The following is a 19,173-nucleotide window of genomic DNA, read 5'->3' as shown; positions in this document are numbered from 1 at the left end:
GTTCTGCACGCAGGCGATACAGGCCGTGATCACCATCAGTGCCGTGGCGGCCAGCGGAAAGGCGCCGGGCGAGCTCAGGGATTCGAAGCCGGCGATGCTGTAGGCCTGCCAGAACAGAAACACGCTGAGAATCACCATCAGGAACCCGAACAGGGTTTCACCGGGTTTGGTATAGCTATGCTGGGAATGAGGCATGGTGATGAATTCACTCTAGTTATAGTCGGTTGGCCGGTGGTCAACCGGTGGAGCCGGGCGGGCTGCCCGGCTCCCGGTTTGGATTACTCGGGGCGCTTGATGCCGAACTCCTCCGGAGAGTGTTTGGCAAAGCCGCCGTCATACACGATCCAGGAAGAAACGGAACGGTAGTTATCGAGGAACTGCTTCGCACTGTCACCGGACAGACTCATGATGGTAAAGCCACGCTTATCCATCAGATCCTTGAAGTCAGGGTGCTCGGCAGCTTTCGCATAAGCGGCAACAAGCTTCTCGACCGCTTCGTCAGGTGTGCCCTGTTTGACGAAGACGCCGAAGAACGGTCCCCAGGGCAGGTAGCTGTTGAAGCCGGGGAAGGTGTCAGTAATCGGTGCGGTATCCGGCAGCAGCGGGTTGGCTTGGGTGTCGACCAGACCGATCACCTTCATGCGGCCGGCTTTGACGTGCTCGATAGCGGCACCAAGTACGGCAGGCATGACGTCGATAGCACCACCCTGAAGCGCGGTCAGCGCAGGGCCGTCGCCATCATAGGGCACTCCGGTAAAGTCGACCTCTGTCTGAGCCTTGAGCATTGCAAGGACAATAGAGGTCAGACCGCCGGGGCCGGTGGAGCCGGTTTTGACTTCGCCGGGATGCGCCTTGGCATACTCCACCAGCTCTTTCATGTTGTTGTACGGTGCATCGTTGCGCGCAACGAAGATCGGAATGCCGCGGGCCAGCACGTTGATCGGAATCATGTCGCCGTAATCGATGTCGGCCAGCCCCAGCACCTTGTACATCTGCGGGTTCTCGGCACCCATCAGCAGGGTATAGCCGTCGGCTTTCATGGCATTGACGTATTTGGTGGCGATGGCGCCGACGCCGCCGGTCTTGTTGGTCATGATGATATCGCGACCCAGAATGTCCTCGGCATGAGGGGTTACCGAGCGCATAACGGTATCGGTTGATCCGCCAGCGCCCCATTGGATGATGCCCTGCAGATCCTTTTCGGGGAACTCGGCAGCTGCTGTGGCCGAGAGGGTAAGGGCGGCAAGGGCGGTTATTATTGTTTTCTTCATCTCTAGTCACTCCGTTTTTTGAAACCCCTCAAGGGGGCGGCGCGCGCACCGGGCGTCGCTCCTGTTTCAGTTTAGGTGCAGATTCCGCTTTCTCAATCGATATCGTAGATCGATTTCAACAAGATAGCGGGGGATCTATTAATATTTAATAAGTAATATCTAAACTGGATAATCCTATTTATAGGTTTTTGGTAGTTGTATTGGTAGTTGGTTTTTCCTCTCCGATATAAGTTTTTGAGGTAGTCACTGCTTGATTCCAGATCGCCAGGTTTTCAGCTGGTGTTTGTCGCTATAGATGGTCTATATGACGGGCAAACCAGGCTTTGGTCGCCTCCAGCGCTACGCGGGCTCGGTTTTCGGCGTCACCAAGGTGCGGCGATGGAATCTCGACGCAGATCGGCAGCGCTTTCGGCAGGCGACGGAAAATCGCTTCGAGCGCTATGCCACCCTCTCCCGGTATTAGCCGTTCCTCTCGCGCTGCACGAATCACTTCCGCCTCACTAGTTGGTTTCTCCGCCGGCGCATCGCAGATCTGGGCGTAGTGCAGCTGTTCGATCGGTATCTGTTCGATATCGCTTGCCAGACTGTTGGAGCGGTCGAAGTGGATCGCATCGATCAATACACCGGCGTTGGAACGCTCGAGTGACGCCACAATATTAATCGCCTGTCGCAGATCCTTCACCTCGGTCCAAGGCATGAACTCCAGATTGGGCTTCATGCCGTAGGGCAGGCAGACATCGCAGAATGCGGCAAAGTTGTCGCTGAACCGAGATAGGTCCGGATCGTCACCGGCCACCAGAATGCACTGCGCGCCCAGTGCGGCACCGGTATCGAGAAAGGCCTGATAGCCATTGGGGTCGAACTGCTCGTTGATCCGCACTATCTCCAGATCGAACACCCGGACTCCAGTCTCGTTCATGCACTGGAGGGTGTGCTCCAGCAGATGCTTATCCTCGATCAACGGATGGTAGATACCGCCAGGTGTGGAGGGTAGCAGGCGCAGCCCGACGGCATCGTACCCGGCGCGTGCGGCAACAGAGATAACCTCCGGTGCGCTGAGTTCCAGTACGGTGAGTGGGCCGAGGGCATAAGAGCGTGAATTTGACATCGCAGTCTCCGTAAAAGAGCAGCGACGGCGGAGGTCGCTCCGCCGAGCTGCCAAGTGGCGAACCTACTTCAGCGGGGATACCGCAGTCGGCACCGCTACGGTGGATTTCATATCCAGCTCCAGCCAGTCAGGTCCGCCCACCGGGGGCCAGGCACCGGCCTTGACCGATTCGGTACGCGCCTTGGTGCGCTCCTCCAGCGATTTGTAGGGCCAGATATGGGTGATACGTTGGCTGCCATCGACTGCAAACATGCTGATCGTCAGCGGTGAGAACTCGCTGCGCTTGGGTACTGCCTTCTCCCAGGCCGCGATAGTCGGTTCCAGGCCGCCCTGCTTGAGCTGATAAGTGCGGATCTCATAGATCGGACCATCTTCGGCCGGGGATACCGGTGGCAGGAAGGGGAAGGGTGCATAGCTTTCCAGCGACATATCGGTCATGAACTCCGCGCAGCCGAACGGATTGCTGCTGCGGCGAACGGCTTCGCGCTCGGCTTCCAGCTCATCGACGCTGTCGAAGCCGCGGAAGATGATCAGCTGGTTCAACTGGCCTATATCGGCGAACCAGCAGCCGAGCAGGGTGCCCTTGCTCTCGCCCGAGTCGGTGTAAGCTTTGACCGCCTCGGCGGCTTTGGCGGTAGTGCCCATATAGATGGTCAGCGTCGCGATTTCATAACGTAGCATCGTGATGACTCCTCAGATCCTGTTCTTCGATTGCAGTTGTAATGCGACGTGGTTCGCCGCGATATAGCCAAAGGTCATACCGGGGCCGAGGTTGATACCTCCGGCCGGATAGGTGCCGCCCATGATGCTGGCCATGTCGGTGCCGACGGCATAGAGACCTTCGATCGGTTGTTTCTCGGTATCCAGCACCTGGGCATGCTGGTTGGTCTGCATCCCCATGAAGGTACCCAGGCTGCCCTGCTCGATACGTACGGCATAAAAAGGTCCCTTCTCGATCGGACGGACGCAGGGGTTGGGTTGGTTTTCCGCATCACCCTGGATGCGGTTGTAGAGGGTGCCGCCACGTCCGAACCGGGGATCCTCTCCCTGTCGTGCATGGCGGTTGTACTCGGCCAGGGTCTGTTCCAGCCCAAAGGCATCGATACCGCACAGCTCGGCCAGTTCGCGAAGTGTGTTGCCGCGTTTTAGGTAGCCGCTACGAAGGTGGCTGGAATAGGGCAAGGGGAAGGGCTTGACGTTGCCAAGGCCAAAGCGGCGCAGGAACTGGTGATCACAGATCAGCCACGACAGGCAGGGCTTGCCCGGCTCGGTGCCGTCCAGCTGTGCGCTGGTATAGTCGTGGTACGACCCCGCCTCGTTGACGAAACGTCGGCCGTCGGCCAGTACCGCAATGACGCCGGGTTTCGCGCGCTCCAGCAGGTGAGGGAAGTGTGCGATCTCGCCATTCGGACGACGGACCAGAGATACCGGCGCGTAGGCAGCCCCGGCTTTCAGGCCGGTATTGATCCAGGCACCGACCGCTTCGCCTAAACGCAGACCATCGCCGGTATTGGTTTTCGGTGCCGCCGAATAGTGTTCTGTACCGGTCGGGCAATGTGGTAGCAGCGCCTTAATACGCTTTTTGTCGTGGGGGAATCCGCCGCAGGCCAGCACCACGCCCCCCTTGATATCGATCGTTAGCGGTGTGCCATCTTTCTGCCGCAGGCTTACCGAGCCGATACGCCCCTCGGCATTACGGTTCAACTCGAGAACCGAGGTAGAGAGACGCAGGTCGACCCCCAGATCCAATGCGGATTTGGCCAGTCGCGCAACCAGTGCGTTACCGTTGACCAGCGTCATGCCTCGACGATGGAACAGCAGATCGAACAGATGACGGGTGACACGCTTGCAGACATACCAGGTGGAGCTCGGCGCGCGCAGGAACTTAAGGAAGTGCGCCAGATCCTGGCCGGATGCTATCCCCATTCCCCAGAACGAGATCTCGCGCAGAGGCTTACGCAAGCTTTTGACCGTCTTGCCCAGTGCGCGGGCATCGAAGGGTTCGGCGGTCACACTACGACCACCTGTGCCAGCATTGACTTGGTCACCGTGAAAGTCGGGAATTGCGTTGCCGGGCAGAAACTGCAGGGAGGTACTGTCGTGGAAGAACCGAACCATCTCCGGGGCTGCATCGAGAAAGGCATCGACTCGGGCCTCATCGAACTGTTCACCCAGCTCGGCTTCCAGGTATCCCTTGGGTAGCGCCTTGTCTTCGACGATACCTGCAGCCTGGGCCAGGTGGTTGCGCGGTATCCAGAGCCAACCGCCGGACCAGGCCGAACTGCCGCCGAATACGGCTTCCTTCTCGACCACGATCACCTTGAGTCCCAGCCAGGCTGCGCGTACGGCAGTGGCAAGCCCGGAGGCGCCGGAACCCACCACCAGCAGATCACACTCTGTCCGTTCAATGCTCATCTTTTTCTCTACTTCTTGAATTTACCGATGCCTCCTTCGCCATCGCCCAATTGGTCGTCATTGGCGCGGAGGTGCTACGTGGCTGCGATTTATGAAAAAAAGATAACATGCTTCAAAATGGAATAAAACTAAAAACTTGAACAAGGTTCTATAATATATCATTATTCAAATCGTTCGCGGTTGCCGGGCCTCGGTGCAGATCCCGGGATCTGGTGGCTTTTTAAAGGCATAAGATTCTGAAAAATAAGTAGTTTTGCGGAGAGTTGAGATGACATCTATTGATGCAGGCGTGCAGAAACTGAGCATTCAGTTGGATGGAGCCACTGAGTTGATTCCGATCGTGGGCTCCCCAATTGCTCAGGTACGCTCTCCGGCAGGCATGACGGAGGCGATGCAGGCTAATGGGCGCAACGCCATCATCGTCCCGTGCCATGTATTGCCTGAAGACTGTGCCGAGTTTTTCAGCCTGATGCGGCGCATGCCCAACGTCAGCGGGATTATCGTGACTGTGCCGCACAAGATTCCGGCCTTCGAGGCTTGCGATGAGGTTTCCGAGCGTGCCCGCCTGCTCGGCGCGGTGAACATCATCCGCCGCACCGATACGGGTGGTTGGTACGGCGATATGTTCGATGGCGCCGGTTACGTAGCCGGATTGCATGAGAACGGTTGCGTGCTTGAGCGCAGGCGGGCGCTATTGGTCGGTGCCGGTGGTGCGGGTATCGCCATCGCACATGCGCTGCTGTTGGCCGGTGTCAGCGAGTTGCATCTGTTCGAACTTGATAGGCAGAGACTGGAATCGTTGTTGGCGCGATTGTCGCCCTGGGCTGACCGGCTGCGCGCGGTACCGGTGGCGGATCCCGCCGGTATGGATGTGGTGATCAACGCGACGCCCTGTGGGATGCGCGAGTCCGATCCCATTCCGGTGGTCGCGGAAAACCTCAGCTCCAGCATGTTCGTCGGCGATGTGATCACCAAACCACCGGTCACACGGTTATTGCAGGCCGCTCAGGCGCTGGGCTGCGGTACCCAGACCGGTGCCGATATGTATCGTGGCGTACAGACACTGATGACGCGCTTTCTGTTGGGGGAGGCGATCGACTGAACGTCGTTGCTTGAGTACAAACGGGCCTCTATTTCCGAGGTAATTATTTGATCGAGCAGGCGACGTCGGAGTGCGTCTGCAGGAGGTTGGGCGATGGCAGCTGATGCCAAAAAATTCATTCATGGGCTGGAGAACGATACCCAGTACGATGTGCTGGTGGTCGGTGCGGGCGCCGCCGGAATGGCGGCGGCGCTGTACGCAGCGTTGGACGGCGCGCGAGTGCTGTTGGTCGAACGTACCCCCTATCTGGGCGGTACCTCGGCACTGTCCGGCGGTACCACCTGGGTACCCCTCAGTCAGTATGCCGAGCAGGGCGAAGACAGTTATGAGAATGTCAGTGCTTTTCTCGACCGCGCGGTCGGCGAGCATGCGCCAAAGGCGATGCGAGAGGCGTTTCTAAAGGCCGGGCCGGAGGCGATCCGTATCCTGACCGCGAACACCGATGTGGCGTTCCGCAAGTGTACCTTTCATCCCGACTATATGGCGGACCTGGAGGGCGCGACACGCTGTGGACGCGCACTGGAGCCGCTGCCTTTTGTGACTCGTCATCTGGGCCTTCAGTTGAAGTTGATGCGACCACCGATTCCGGAGTTTACGGTGCTCGGCGGGATGATGATCAATCGTGAGGATATCGGTCATCTGCTCAACCGCTTCAAGTCACCGAAATCCTTCCTGTACACGGTCAAGCTGGTGTTGCGCTATGCCTACGACAGGCTTGTTCACGGTGCGCCGGCACGCAGTGTCATGGGGCACGCACTGATCGCGCGTATGCTCTCCTCGGCGCTGAAGCTGGGTGTCGATATCAGTGTCGAAACCGAACTGACCGAGATCACCCCGATGGGGCAGGGGCGTCATCGGTTGCGTCTTAAGCAGGGCGCGATCTCACGGGAGGTAATCGTCAATGGCGGCGTCGTGCTGGCCAGTGGCGGCTTTGGCCGGGATCCGTTGAAGCGGGATGCGCTCTACCCGGAGGGTATGCCGCCTTATAGCCCGACGGCACCGGGCCACACCGGTGCAGCACATCGGCTGGTGGAAACCCTCGGGGCCTTCTATGGTGACGCTGAGGATCAACCCGCGTTCTGGGCACCCTGTTCAATCCGGCGGCGCAAGGATGAGAGTCTGGCGGTGTTCCCCCATTTCGTGTTTGACCGCAGCAAGCCGGGTACGGTCTGTGTCGACCAGCAGGGAAAACGCTTCGTCAACGAGAGTCTCTCATACCACGAATTCGGCAAGGCGATGCTGAACAGCGGCGGAGCGGCAAACCCCGCCTACATCATTACTGATGCAGCGGCGATTCAGAAGTTTGGGCTCGGCCTGGTGCGACTCGGTGGCGACAAGCTTGAGCCGTACATTCGGGATGGCTACCTGATCGAAGCGAACTCTATCGACGCCCTGGCACAGAAGCTGGGCATGCAGCCGGAAAACCTTCAGGCCAGCATTGCGCATATTAATGCGGCTGCGAAGAGCGGGGTGGATAGCCAGTTCCACCGTGGCGAAACCATCTACCAGCGGGCTAATGGTGATCCGGAGCATGGTCCCAATCCGACACTGGGGCCGATCGCGACCGCACCGTTCTATGCAATTGAGCTCTATCCCGCCGATATCGGTACCGCCAAGGGGTTCATGGCCGACGAGAATGCGCAGCTGGTTACGACAGATGGTACTCAAATCGCAGGTATCTACGCTGCGGGAAACGATCTGAATTCGATTATGGGCGGCACCTATCCTGGTCCCGGTATCACCATTGGGCCGGGTATCGTGTTCGGTTACCTGGCTGCCAGGCACGCGGTCGCCCGCAGCCGGCTGAAGTTCGATGCGTCGGAGAAGTCAGCCATGGCTTGATCGCTTGGCACAGGAGGGGAGGCCCTCCGTTATGCCCGGCCTTACATGCTGTGTCGGGTATCACCTTTGGCGCGCCCTTTTGGCGCGCTTTTTTTATCGTATCGGTGAGAACTCAGCGGTGACTATAGCGGCGCATGGCGCAAATACTCCGACAGATGGCTGAGCTGACTCAGGTTATACGCGCTCTCTTTAAGTGCATGCAGATGCAGGTGGACCTGATCTTCAGCCAGTCGGGCCGTAGGCGCACCGATCACCAGCGAGCCTATGCAATGCGATCCGGCGCGATCGAACAGCGGCACTGCAAGCGCAGCCATTCCCGGAGCCGACATATCGCAGACGTAGCAGTAGCCCTGTTCGCGTGTTTTATGCAGGTAGGGCAGGATCTCAGCGGGGCTGGCCGGCAGGTTGGGGCCTCGCAGGGTGCTATCCATTGGGCCGTCTGCTGCAATTTTTGCCAGTGCCTCGTCATCGTCGAAAGCGGACAACCAGGCGAAGGCGGTGGCGGTGCAGTAGAGCGGCACCCTCTCGTAGGGTTCCGGGTCGTAACGAAGTCCGGCTCGCATCCCCTGGGCCTTGGCCACGAAGCTCAGGCCCGGGCCCTCGGCCACCGCCAGGCGTACCAGTTCTCCGCACTCGGCAGCGAGTTTATCCAGATGGGGCTGAGCCACATCATTGGCGCCTCGGTCAGCCAAATAACGCATCGCCAAGGCGGATAATCGAGTGGTCAGCAGGTAGCGGTCATAGCGGTTGTCATAGACAACATATCCCAGCTGCTCCAGCTCATTCAGCAGACGTTTGGCACCTGCCTTGGGCATTGGGAGTTGTTGTGACAGTTCGCCGAGCGTCAGGCCACCGGGTGCGGTGGAGAGCAGTTCGAGCGCGTTGAGGGCCCTTTGCAGTAGGCTGGTAGCCATGAACGAATTATCCGTGCAAAATTGAACGATGTTCAGTATTTGGCCTTAAGCATCCCGATAATGCAAGGTTTGATTCAGCCTCGGTCGCGCATCTCGCGAAAGCTGCTGGGCGCCACGCCGGTTCGCCGTTTGAAAAAGCGCGAAAAATAAGCCGGGTCGCCGAAGCCCAGGTCATAGGCGATCAGTGACACGGGGACAGAGGAGTAGATCAGCATCCGCTGCGCTTCGAGCGTCAGGCGGTCGTGCAGCAGCTCGCTGACATTTTTACCGGCGACTGCCGAACAGGCGCGGTTTAAAGAGGTGGTCGTGGTATGCAGTTGTTCCGCATAGAAGGTTGCCGGTTTGTGCTCCCGGTAGTGCTGCTCGACCAGCTGACTCAAACGACGGTAAAGCTGCTCGTAATGATCCTCTTCCCGGGTTCGATGGCTGGCATGGAGCCGGCGCCCCACCTTTAACAGCAGCGCGTAGAGCAGCCACTCGAACATCTGCTTCTTGCCGGTACGGCTGTCCCGGTACTCCTCTTCCAGCTGGGCTATGATCTGTTCGATGACCCGGGTATCTTCGGGATGGCGCTTGAGTGACAACACCTGGGCAGTGCGCAGAATTTCGTCGCCGAAGGGAAAATCCCGTTGGAACTGCTCATCCAGCAGGACGAGCTGGGAGACGGTGATTACCGAGCCGTTGGTGTTCTCCTGGCCGAACTCGAAGCCGTGCACCACCGATGGCGGGATGGTGATGATGCAGGGGGCTTGTTCGGTCCGCTCTTCGCCGTCTATATGGATACGGACATGGCCGCTACGCACGTAGATCAGCTGGTACATGCGCGGATGAACATGGATGTTGATGGTCCAGTCGAACAGGCGTGCGCGACTGCGGATATCCTCGATATGGATGAATTCCGGGTCGTCCGCCGACTGCGCTTCGCTGTACAACGCGTAGTTGGAGATTCCTCGGGAGGAGCGTTTACCTATCGCCGTTGCTTTCATCCGCTTCAACCTGTCGATGGGCCGGGCGTCGGTGGACGCCCGGCCGGCTCTCAAGCTGGGCTTAGACCAGCCCCAGCGCCAGAATCGGGAAGGCGATGATCAGTGCCAGGCGCACGATATCGGAGACGACGAAGGGCATTACCCCTTTGTAGATCGAGCCGATCGAGATATCGGGCGCAAACGCCTTGATAACGAAGACGTTCATCCCTACCGGCGGTGTGATCAACCCCAGTTCCACGGTGATAACGGCAATTATACCGAACCACACAGGGTCAAAGCCCGCCGCTTCGATCAGCGGATAGACAACCGGGACCGTCAGCAGCAGCATGGCGATACTGTCCATGACGCATCCCAGCAGCATGAACAGGATCAGTACACTGATCAGTATCGCAAAGGGGGTCATGTGCAGGCTGTCGACAAAGCTCACCAGCTCGAACGAGATCCGCGATACGCTAAGGAAGTAGCCAAATATCTCTGCGCCGATAATCATGAAGAAGATCATGGTTGAGGTAACCAGGGTCTCCTGCAATGACTCACGGAACTGTTCCAGGTTCATGCCGCGCACGATGGCGATCACCAGCGTTGCAAAGGCGCCGATGGCCGCAGCTTCGGTCGGTGTGAACAGGCCGGTATAGATGCCGCCGATGATGATCACGAAGACACCGGTGAACGGTATCAGCCCCTTGAGGCCGACCAGCTTCTCCTTGAAGTTGGTGGCCTCGCCGGGGGTGGCCAACTCCGGCTTCCACTTCACCATAATGCTGATTGTGACGCAGTAGAGCACCAGGCCCAGCAATCCCGGAATGAGGCCGGCGATGAACATGTCGCCCACCGACTGTTCGGTGATCAGTGCGTAGAGCAGCAATGCAATCGAAGGCGGAATCATGATGCCCAGGGTGCCGCCGGCAGCCAGCGTACCGGTGGCCAGAGAGTCGGCATAGCCGTGCTTTTTCATCTCCGGCAGGGCAACTCGCGACATGCTGGCCGCCGTCGCAACGGATGAGCCGGAGATGGCGGAGAAGATACCGCAGGAGAGGATCGCCGACAGGGCGATACCGCCGCGCCAGGCGCCGAACAACGTTCGAGCACCGGAGAACAGCTGATCTGACATTTTTGCACGAGAGGCGAATACACCCATCATGATAAACATCGGGATCGGGCTGAAACTGTAGTTGGAGAGGGTCTCGAACGGACCGCTCTCCAGTATCGCCATGGCCGGATCAAAGGCGATGATCCAGGCGAAGCCGAAAAATCCGATGGCTGCCATCGACAGCGCGATAGGTGCGCGCAGGGCCATCATGACCAGCATCAGTCCGATGCAGACCAGTCCTATCATTGATGAGCTCATGCGTTAAACCCCATAGCTGTGCACAGACGCTGCTTGGCAACCAGTATTGAACGGATGGCGAGCACCGCGGTAGCGAAGGTTGTCAGCGCGTAGATATAGTTCATCGGGATCAATAGATCCTGCGTGGTTTCGCCGCTCATTACCGCGTTACCGATCGCATGGTAAAAGCGCAGCGTCATGCCGGTTCCCAGTACCGCATAGCCGACAAAATAGATGCTTTCCAAACAGGCCTTCTTCCGATCTGTCAGCTTCTCAGTAAACAGATCGACCACGACCTGGGATTTGTCGACGCAGTAGGGTAGAGCGAACAGTACGGTGAACAGCAGGCCGAACTTGACCAGCTCGATGCCTCCAATGAAGGTTATATCGAGACTACCATCGGTCATCCTGAATAGGGCGCGAGAGGTGACGTCCGCGAGGACCGTCACCATCATCGACACGAGCAGCAGGCCACTGACCAGCTGCATATAGGAGCTGACCGCGTCCACCAGGCGTGTAATCGGTTTCATCACAAACTCCGCTTAGAACGAGGCTTTACTGACACAGTGCGGACAGTTCAAGCGTACGCTTATAAACATCGCGTGCCGGCAGCCCCTTGTCCTCGAGCTCCTGCAGGTAGCTGTCGGTCGCTGCATCCAGTACAGGCTTCCATTTCGGGTTCTCGGCGCCACCTTCAATGCTCACGATGGTATGGCCTGCAGCAACGGCATCCTTGCGGCCTTCGACGTCGATGCGGTCGAATACCTGACCGGTTTTGTTGGCCCAGACCATGCCGGCGTTATCGTCGATCACCTTCTTCAGGTCATCCGGCATACTGTCGTAGGCACGCTTGTTCATGGTCACGATGAAGGTGAGGCTGTAGAGACCGCCGACCTCGGTATGGGTGTTGGCCAGCTCGTTCAGACGGAAGGATTTAACCCCTTCCCAGGGCAGTGCGACACCATCGATAACGCCGCGCTGCATCGCCTGATAGGACTCCGGTGCCGGCATGCCGACAGGCTGAGCACCCAACCCCTCAAGCAGTTTGCCGACCACAGCGGTAGGGCGACGAATACGCAGACCAGCCAGATCGGACGGCTCCTTGACCACTTTCTCGGTCAGGTTCAGGTGGCCCTGGCCATGGGTAAACAGGAACAGAGGATGGGTTTCCTTGAACTCATCGGCAACCAGCCCCTCTTCATACAGTTTCTGGACTACGCAGGAACCCTGCTGAGCATCCTTTACCACGCCCGGCAGTTCGACGATCTGCGTCAGCGGGAAGCGGTTGGCGGTATAGCCCAGCACGGTGGTGGTCATGTCGGCGATGCCGTTGACCACAGCGTCATACTGAGCCGGAGGCTTGGCCAGAGTGGCACCGGGATAGATCTGCACCTCGATACGGCCGTCAGACGCTTTGCTGACCGACTCCGCCCAGGCTTCGAATACATCCTTGTGCACGGACGATACCGCCGGCCAGAAGTGAGCGAATCGGAGGGTGTAGTCGGCCGCTTGAGCCGGGGCGCTGATCGCTGCTGAAATCAGGGTGCCAAGTGCTGCCGCCTTGAGCGCTTTTTTCATTTGTGTTCGCCTCGTGTCGTTATCGTTATTGCTTTTGTATTAGTTAGCGTTATTAGATGTTTAGCGATTATCTTGAGAGCCGCCGTCGGTTCAGGCGAACTCCTCGGTGTCGATCTCGGCCTGCTGGGCACTGCTGTAGCGCGGACCGTGAACGGTGTTCTGGTTGATCAGGTTATCGAGCTTGGCCAAGGTGTCGCTGTCCAGCCGGACGGTATCCGCCGACAGGTTCTCCTCCATATGCTCCACATAACGGGTGCCGGGAATCGGTAGGACGTGATCACCACGTGATTGCAGCCAGGCAAGCGCAATCTGGGCCGGAGTACAGCCAGCGGATTCTGCGAGTGTCAGGTACTCATCCAGCAGCTGCAGGTTTTGCGGATAGTTGTCCGCATCGAACCTGGGCATGTTGTTGCGGATATCCTTGGGCTCCAGTGCCGAGATATCGCGCAGGCCGTTGGCCAGGAAGCCGCGTGCCAATGGGCTAAATGCCACGAATGCGGTACCGCTGTTCTTGCACGCCTCCAGCACAGCGATCTCGGCATTGCGCGACCAGAGCGAATATTCGGTCTGCAGTGCGGCAATCGGGTGTTCCGTCTGGGCTCGGGCTAGCGTAGTCGCTGATACCTCCGACAGACCGATAGCACCGATCTTGCCCTCGCCTACAAGGTCGGCCAGAGCGCCCACGCTCTCTTCAATGGCGACATTCGGATCCAGGCGGTGCAGGTAGTAAAGATCGATATGATCGGTTTGCAGGCGGCGCAGGCTGGCTTCGCACTGGGCCTTAAGCGTGTCGGGACGCCCATCGATCTCCTTCTTGCCGCTCTCCTGACTGATCGCCATGCCGCACTTGCTGGCCAGGAACAGCGAGTTGCGCTTCTCTTTCAGCGCTTTACCGAGCAGTGTCTCGTTTTTGCCACCGCCATACAGGGTAGCCGTGTCGAAGTGGCGATAGCCCATATCGAAAGCGGCGTGCAGGGCATTGATCGCTTCCGGTTCCGCCAGCGGCAAGCCGTATGCGTGGGAGAGATTCATGCAGCCAAGCCCGATACCGGGGCTGTTAAAGTAGTTGTTCAGAGCGGTTGCCATCAGTTCTGACCTCGTATCGCGTGCTCGAGTCACCCTGTTGGTGGTAGTTGAGCCAGCCCGGGGGAAGGCTGGCTCCGGAAGCCGAGGCTCCCAAGGGTGCAGTGCTGAATCAGGCGTTGGCCTGCAGGCACTGCTCCAGTTTGTTCAGGGTCTCCATTGCCGGTAGACACTGCGCAACGCTGGAATTGGGCTCTCGACCTTCGCGAATCGCCGCAATAAATTCGCGATCCTGAAGCTCGATGCCATTGTTCGATACCGCCACTCCGCTCAGATCGATCTTGTTGTCGTGGCCGTCAAACAGATCGTCGTAACGGGCAATGTAAGTGCCGTTATCGCAGATATAGCGGAAGAAGGTGCCTAGTGGACCGTCGTTATTAAAGGACAGCGACAGGGTGCAGATCGCGCCACCCGGCACTTTCATGCCGATGCTCATATCCATGGCGATGCCCAGCTCAGGATGGATCGGCCCCTCCAGTGCCTGAACCCGGCTGGCGGTTTCGCCGGTCTGATACTGGAACAGGTCGACAGTGTGGCAGGCATGGTGCCACAGCAGATGATCGGTCCAAGAGCGCGCCTGACCCAGGGCATTCTTGTTGGTGCGGCGGAAGAAGTAGGTCTGAACGTCCATCTGCTGAACCTTCAGCTCGCCGGCCATGATCTTGTTGTGGATCCACTGATGGCTCGGATTGAAGCGACGGGTGTGGCCAGCCATGGCGACCAGGCCGGTACGCTGCTGGGTTTCCACCAGCTTGCGGGCATCCTCAATATTGTCCGCCATCGGGATCTCGACCATGACGTGCTTGCCGGCTTCCAGACACTGGATTGCTTGAGAGGCGTGCAGCTGGGTCGGAGTCGCCAGGATCACCGCGTCAACATCATCGCGAGCCAGGGCTTCGGCCAGATCGGTGGTGTAGTGACCGACACCCCGCTCCTTGGCGAACTCGCGGATCACATCCTCTTTGGTGCCGACAACAGAGGTCACTTCAGCGCCGTCGATTGCGCTGATGGCATCCATATGTTTCATGCCGAATGCGCCTGACGCGCCTGCCACACAAAGTCTCATTATCCTCTCTCCATTCATGTAGATTCGCTAAACCTTATACCCGGCGCAGCGGGAAAAGGGGGCGTGGCCCTTCTATTCCTGGGCTGAGAGGCTGCTGGAGCCGGTCAACGGATAGAAAAAAGGCCAGTGCTATTCGTTTTCAGTGTATTCAATTTAGCACCGGCTACCCGGGTTGGATAATTGAATAACCATTTGGGGTATTCAATTTTTGAAATCCGTTTTCAAGATGTCAGAGGTCGGCATAGTTCTGCGCAGCCTCACGCAGCATGTCGAGGAAGGCTTTTTGCGTTGGCGTGGCTTGCCAGTTTCGGCGCATGGTAATGCCGATGGGCCGTCTTGTGTGGCTCAGAGCGAAGGGGATCACTCGAAGTAGACCAAGGGCGCGTTCATGCTCTATCTGATGGCTGGATATGAGTGTCAGGCGGTCGCTGCCGAGCAGCAGTTCGCGAATAAGTATTTGCGAACTGGTTTCCACCAGTCCGGTAGGAATCGGAATGCCGTTCTCGCTGAAGAGGGTATCGAAATATGTGCGAGTGGGGGCTCCGCTCCGGGGTACGACCCAGGGATATTGTGCGAGCGTCTTCAGATCGAGGTTCTGCTCGTACTCGAGTGGATGACCGCGACGGGCGACGATCGCCAGCGGTGGTGCCAACAGCTGCTCCTGAACGATATCGTCGACCGGTGTCGGGAAACGCAGAGCCCCAATCAGGAAGTCGATATCGCCGTGACGCAGATGGTGGAGCAGGTCGTTGTAGGGGGCATCGACGATGTTGATGCCAACATCCGGATGCTCCTTGGCAAAGCGGTTGATGACATTGGGCAGGATCGAGGTGCGCGCCAGCGGCATGCTGCCGACGACGATTTTTCCCACCTCGCGAAACTGCAGCGCGCTGATCTCGAAATACCCCTGATGGATCTCCGAAAAGCCGAGTTTGGCCGCCCGGGCCAGCGCTTTTGCTGCCTTGGTGGTGCTGATTCCGGTGCTGGTCTTTTCGAACAGACGTACCTCCAGCAGCTGCTCCAGCTCACGTGCAGCGCGGTGTAGCGACGATTGGGATATGCCCAGGTTACGGCTGGCAATGCTGAAGTTTTCCGCCTCCGTTACCGCGATCAGTGCGCGTAACTGAGTGGTGGTCAGCATCGGCAGAATGTTGGTCTGTGCGCTTTGCGTGCGTGCAGGGCTGTTGCGCAGGGCGTCGCGGGCACCCTGCTCAATGTAGTCGATGCAGCGCTGGATGCGGTTATACCAGACCTTGCCCGCGGCCGTTGGATACATGCCGTCTGTGTGTCGCTCAAACAGTTCCGTGCCAAGCATTTTTTCCACCTTGGCGATCGCCTGGGTAATGGCGGGTTGCGAGAGAAAAACCCTCGGCGCAGCCTGGCTGATGCTTCTGCAGTCGGCGACCTCCAGAAATACGCGCAGATGTCTCAGGTTTGGAATGACAAGCTGCATCAGAGATCGCCTCCTGTATCGGTGCTTGTTAAGTGCTATATCAAAATCTAATAGGGTTTCGGCGAAATTGAAATAGCCAACTTACAGGGGCAGGACAATACTGTAGCCATGTCAATAGCGGAATAGTGCCTGGATTACGGGTGATGCCGGTGCAGCGCGGTAGGCGTTCGCCGGGCCGCTATAACCTCTAACAAGTGTAAATAAGAAGGTTCCAGCAATGATAATCGACTGCCATGGCCACTACACCACTACACCGCCTCAGGTAGGTGAATACCGTGATAAGCAGAAAGCAGCGGTCGCCAAAGACCCGAACTTCGTTGGCGAAAAGGGCAGCATTGTCATTAGCGATGACGAGATTCGCGAGTCGATCGAGAAGAACCAACTGCGCCTGCAGCAGGAGCGTGGCACCGACCTGACCATCTTCTCGCCCCGTGCCAGCTGGATGGGTCACCATATTGGCAACGAGCACACCAGCCAGTTCTGGACCGAGCACCAGAACGATCTGATCCGCCGTGTCTGCGATCTGTTTCCGCAGAACTTCGTGCCAGTTGCCCAGCTGCCGCAGTCGCCGGGTGTCGATCCGGCCAAGTCGGTGCCGGAGATCGTGCGTACCGTCGAGGAGATGGGCTTTATTGGTATCAACCTGAACCCGGACCCGAGCGGTGGTCACTGGAATGGTTCCTCCCTCGCTGACCGCTCTTTCTATCCGATCTACGAAAAGATGGTCGAGTACGATATCCCAGCGATGGTGCATGTCAGCGCGGCCTGCAACGACTGCTTCCACACCACGGGCTCACACTATCTGGGTGCAGACACTACCGGCTTCCAGCAGCTGATGATGTCCGACGTGTTCAAGGACTTCCCGACCCTGAAGGTCATCATCCCGCATGGCGGCGGTGCCGTTCCCTACCACTGGGGTCGCTTCCGCGGTCTGGCCCTGGATCAGGGCTTCGATCTCGAGGAGCGCGTACTGAACAACATCTACTTCGACACCTGCGTTTACCATCAGCGCGGTATCGATCTGCTGCTCGATATCATCCCGACCAAGAATATCCTGTTTGCGTCCGAGATGATCGGTGCCGTGCGCGGTATCGACCCGGAAACCGGCCACTACTTCGATGACACCAAGCGTTATATCGACGGCAACACCGTACTTTCCGCAGAGCAGAAGCAGCAGATCTTCGAAGGCAACGCGCGCCGCGTGTTCAGCCGTATGAAGGTCTGAGGCCAGAGACAGGAATTCAGGGGTAAGAAGATGAAAGAGACAGTAGTCGTACAGAATATCGAACGCGCCGACCAAGCGGTGATCGACGGCCTGGCCAAGTGCGGTGTTGCCACCATTCACGAAGCGCAGGGCCGCGTCGGTCTGCTGGCCCACTACATGCGCCCGATTCAGCAGGACGTGGCGGTAGCCGGTTCTGCTGTCACTATCTCCGGCGCCGCCGGCGATAACTGGATGATGCACGTAGCGATCGAGCAGTGTAAACCGGGCGATATGATGGTGTTCGCACCGACCTCGCCGTCCGTACACGGCTTCTTCGGCGACCTGCTGGCTACCTCCGCCCAGGCTCGCGGCGTGGTCGGTCTGGTGATCGACGGCGGCGTACGTGATACCCGCGACCTGCGTCAGATGAAGTTCCCGGTATGGGCCAAGGCAGTATTTGCCGAAGGCACCATCAAGGAGACCGTAGGCTCCGTCAACGTACCGCTGGTATGTGCCGACGAGCTGGTCAATCCGGGTGATGTGATTGTCGCCGACGACGACGGCGTTGTTGTTGTGCGCCGTGAGCACGCGGCCGAGGTGCTGGAGAAAGCACGTAAGCGTATGGAGCTGGAAGAGGCCAAGCGCGTGCGTATGGCAAACGGCGAGCTGGGTCTGGATATCTATGACATGCGCCCGCGCCTGAAAGAGAAGGGCCTGAAGTATGTCTGACTCCTTCGCTGAAGGGATCCGCTGCATGTGGATGCGCGGCGGTACCTCTAAAGGAGGGTACTTCCTGGCTGAGGATCTGCCCGCCGACAACGCGGCGCGCGATGCCTTCCTGCTGCGGGTAATGGGCTCGCCCGACCCGCGCCAGATCGATGGCCTGGGCGGTGCCGATCCGCTGACCGCCAAGGTGGCGGTAGTGAAGCGTTCCGAGCGCGACGATGCCGATGTGGACTATCTGTTTCTGCAGGTATTTGTCGACCAGCCGATCGTCACCGACGCGCAGAACTGCGGCAACATCCTCGCCGGTGTCGGGCCCTTCGCCATCGAGCGCGGCCTGGTCGATGCCAACGACGGTGAAACCGACGTACGTATCTTTATGGAGAACACCGGGCAGATCGCCACCGCACGAGTTTGCACGCCCAACGGCAAGGTCAGTTATGTCGGCGATGCCCGCATCGACGGTGTACCGGGGCACTGCGCGCCGGTACCGATCACCTTCGCCGACACCGCCGGCTCCAGCTGTGGCGCGCTGCTGCCCACCGGCAACACCGTCGACCTGATCGATGGTGTTGAGGTCACGCTGATCGACAACGGCATGCCGGTGGTGATCATGCGTGCCAGCGACATGGGGATCAGCGGTACTGAGTCCCGCGAGGAGCTGGAAGCCAACGACGGCCTGCGCGCCAGGCTGGAGTCGATCCGCCTTCAAGCCGGTCCGCTGATGAATCTGGGCGATGTGAAGGATAAGTCGGTACCGAAGATGACCATGGTCAGCGCCGCCACAAATGGCGGAGCGCTCTCCACACGCACCTTCATACCGCACCGTTGCCATGCCTCCATCGGGGTGCTCGGCGCGGTCAGCGTGGCCACCGCGGCCGTGCTGACCGGCTCGCCGGCAGCGGCAGTGGCGACCATACCGGAGGGTGCGCGCAAGACGCTGGCGGTGGAGCACCCAATCGGCGAGATGACGGTAATACTTGAAGTAGATGAGGCCGGAAAACTGGGCCCGGCGGCCTTGTTGCGCACCGCGCGCAAGCTGTTCGACGGCCAGGTATTCGCGCATGAGAATTAAGAGCAATTGCTCACGATAAATAATTA

General features: G+C 58.7%; 17 protein-coding genes and 1 pseudogene. 5 read left to right on the top strand and 13 right to left on the bottom strand.

All coding sequences use genetic code 11. The annotated features are described in order from the left end of the window. The 5 genes and pseudogenes from IEX40_RS10715 to IEX40_RS10695 all read right to left on the bottom strand — a co-directional run. Nucleotides 1-195: pseudogene (locus IEX40_RS10715) on the bottom strand (hypothetical protein); the annotation flags it as partial. An 83-nt stretch (nt 196-278) separates the two neighbouring features. Continuing rightward, nucleotides 279-1,271, bottom strand: coding sequence for a tripartite tricarboxylate transporter substrate binding protein (locus IEX40_RS10710; RefSeq protein ID WP_188748074.1), 993 nt, complete (start codon nt 1,269-1,271; stop codon nt 279-281). A gap of 289 nt (nt 1,272-1,560) precedes the next feature. Beyond that, entirely contained in the window at nt 1,561-2,379 is an 819-nt protein-coding gene (locus IEX40_RS10705) for a sugar phosphate isomerase/epimerase family protein (RefSeq protein ID WP_188748073.1), read from the bottom strand. A 63-nt stretch (nt 2,380-2,442) separates the two neighbouring features. After that, complete coding sequence (locus tag IEX40_RS10700) at nt 2,443-3,060, bottom strand: NIPSNAP family protein (RefSeq protein WP_188748071.1); 618 nt, start codon at nt 3,058-3,060, stop codon at nt 2,443-2,445. A gap of 12 nt (nt 3,061-3,072) precedes the next feature. Then, complete coding sequence (locus tag IEX40_RS10695; RefSeq protein ID WP_188748069.1) at nt 3,073-4,794, bottom strand: FAD-dependent oxidoreductase; 1,722 nt, start codon at nt 4,792-4,794, stop codon at nt 3,073-3,075. A 268-nt stretch (nt 4,795-5,062) separates the two neighbouring features. Here IEX40_RS10695 and IEX40_RS10690 point away from each other — a divergent pair, with 268 nt between their 5' ends. Both IEX40_RS10690 and IEX40_RS10685 read left to right on the top strand, forming a co-directional pair. Next, nucleotides 5,063-5,896: a shikimate dehydrogenase family protein gene (locus IEX40_RS10690; protein WP_188748067.1), complete on the top strand. Its 834-nt coding sequence runs from the start codon at nt 5,063-5,065 to the stop codon at nt 5,894-5,896. A 93-nt stretch (nt 5,897-5,989) separates the two neighbouring features. Continuing rightward, nucleotides 5,990-7,738: an FAD-dependent oxidoreductase gene (locus IEX40_RS10685; RefSeq protein WP_188748065.1), complete on the top strand. Its 1,749-nt coding sequence runs from the start codon at nt 5,990-5,992 to the stop codon at nt 7,736-7,738. 122 nt (nt 7,739-7,860) lie between these two features. On the opposite strand, the gene IEX40_RS10680 is transcribed toward IEX40_RS10685, so the two are convergent. The 8 genes from IEX40_RS10680 to IEX40_RS10645 all read right to left on the bottom strand — a co-directional run bounded on the left by IEX40_RS10680 (nt 7,861) and on the right by IEX40_RS10645 (nt 16,145). Continuing rightward, nucleotides 7,861-8,652, bottom strand: a complete 792-nt coding sequence (locus IEX40_RS10680) for an IclR family transcriptional regulator (protein ID WP_188748064.1) — start codon at nt 8,650-8,652, stop codon at nt 7,861-7,863. 74 nt (nt 8,653-8,726) lie between these two features. Further along, nucleotides 8,727-9,638, bottom strand: coding sequence for a helix-turn-helix domain-containing protein (locus IEX40_RS10675; protein WP_188748062.1), 912 nt, complete (start codon nt 9,636-9,638; stop codon nt 8,727-8,729). Nucleotides 9,639-9,699: 61 nt separating this feature from the next. Beyond that, complete coding sequence (locus IEX40_RS10670) at nt 9,700-10,986, bottom strand: TRAP transporter large permease (RefSeq protein ID WP_188748060.1); 1,287 nt, start codon at nt 10,984-10,986, stop codon at nt 9,700-9,702. Further along, nucleotides 10,983-11,495 (bottom strand): TRAP transporter small permease, encoded by a 513-nt coding sequence (locus IEX40_RS10665; RefSeq protein WP_188748059.1) that lies wholly within the window; start codon nt 11,493-11,495, stop codon nt 10,983-10,985. Before IEX40_RS10665 ends, IEX40_RS10670 begins: the two co-directional genes overlap by 4 nt. Before the next feature lie 25 nt (nt 11,496-11,520). Further along, nucleotides 11,521-12,543: a TRAP transporter substrate-binding protein gene (locus tag IEX40_RS10660; RefSeq protein WP_188748057.1), complete on the bottom strand. Its 1,023-nt coding sequence runs from the start codon at nt 12,541-12,543 to the stop codon at nt 11,521-11,523. 90 nt (nt 12,544-12,633) lie between these two features. Beyond that, nucleotides 12,634-13,629: an aldo/keto reductase gene (locus IEX40_RS10655; protein ID WP_229680706.1), complete on the bottom strand. Its 996-nt coding sequence runs from the start codon at nt 13,627-13,629 to the stop codon at nt 12,634-12,636. 109 nt (nt 13,630-13,738) lie between these two features. Beyond that, on the bottom strand, nt 13,739-14,692 hold the full coding sequence (locus IEX40_RS10650; protein ID WP_188748055.1) for a Gfo/Idh/MocA family oxidoreductase: 954 nt from the start codon (nt 14,690-14,692) through the stop codon (nt 13,739-13,741). A gap of 229 nt (nt 14,693-14,921) precedes the next feature. Continuing rightward, nucleotides 14,922-16,145, bottom strand: coding sequence for a LysR family transcriptional regulator (locus IEX40_RS10645; protein ID WP_188748054.1), 1,224 nt, complete (start codon nt 16,143-16,145; stop codon nt 14,922-14,924). Nucleotides 16,146-16,362: 217 nt separating this feature from the next. On the opposite strand from IEX40_RS10645, the gene IEX40_RS10640 reads away from it, so the two are divergent. Genes IEX40_RS10640 through IEX40_RS10630 form a run of 3 tightly spaced genes read left to right on the top strand, consistent with a single transcriptional unit; the run spans nt 16,363 to nt 19,147 of the window. Continuing rightward, nucleotides 16,363-17,370: an amidohydrolase family protein gene (locus IEX40_RS10640; protein ID WP_188748052.1), complete on the top strand. Its 1,008-nt coding sequence runs from the start codon at nt 16,363-16,365 to the stop codon at nt 17,368-17,370. A gap of 30 nt (nt 17,371-17,400) precedes the next feature. Continuing rightward, nucleotides 17,401-18,078: a 4-carboxy-4-hydroxy-2-oxoadipate aldolase/oxaloacetate decarboxylase gene (locus IEX40_RS10635; protein WP_188748050.1), complete on the top strand. Its 678-nt coding sequence runs from the start codon at nt 17,401-17,403 to the stop codon at nt 18,076-18,078. Beyond that, on the top strand, nt 18,071-19,147 hold the full coding sequence (locus IEX40_RS10630) for a 4-oxalomesaconate tautomerase (protein WP_188748048.1): 1,077 nt from the start codon (nt 18,071-18,073) through the stop codon (nt 19,145-19,147). The genes IEX40_RS10635 and IEX40_RS10630 overlap by 8 nt, the downstream gene beginning before the upstream one ends. The last annotated feature ends 26 nt before the right edge of the window (nt 19,148-19,173 follow it).

Origin of the sequence: Marinobacterium zhoushanense (genome assembly GCF_014641945.1) — a bacterium.
Lineage (GTDB): Bacteria > Pseudomonadota > Gammaproteobacteria > Pseudomonadales > Balneatricaceae > Marinobacterium_D > Marinobacterium_D zhoushanense.
The sequence above is the reverse complement of the archived record's forward strand: the minus strand, read 5'-3'. Positions and strand labels throughout refer to the sequence as shown.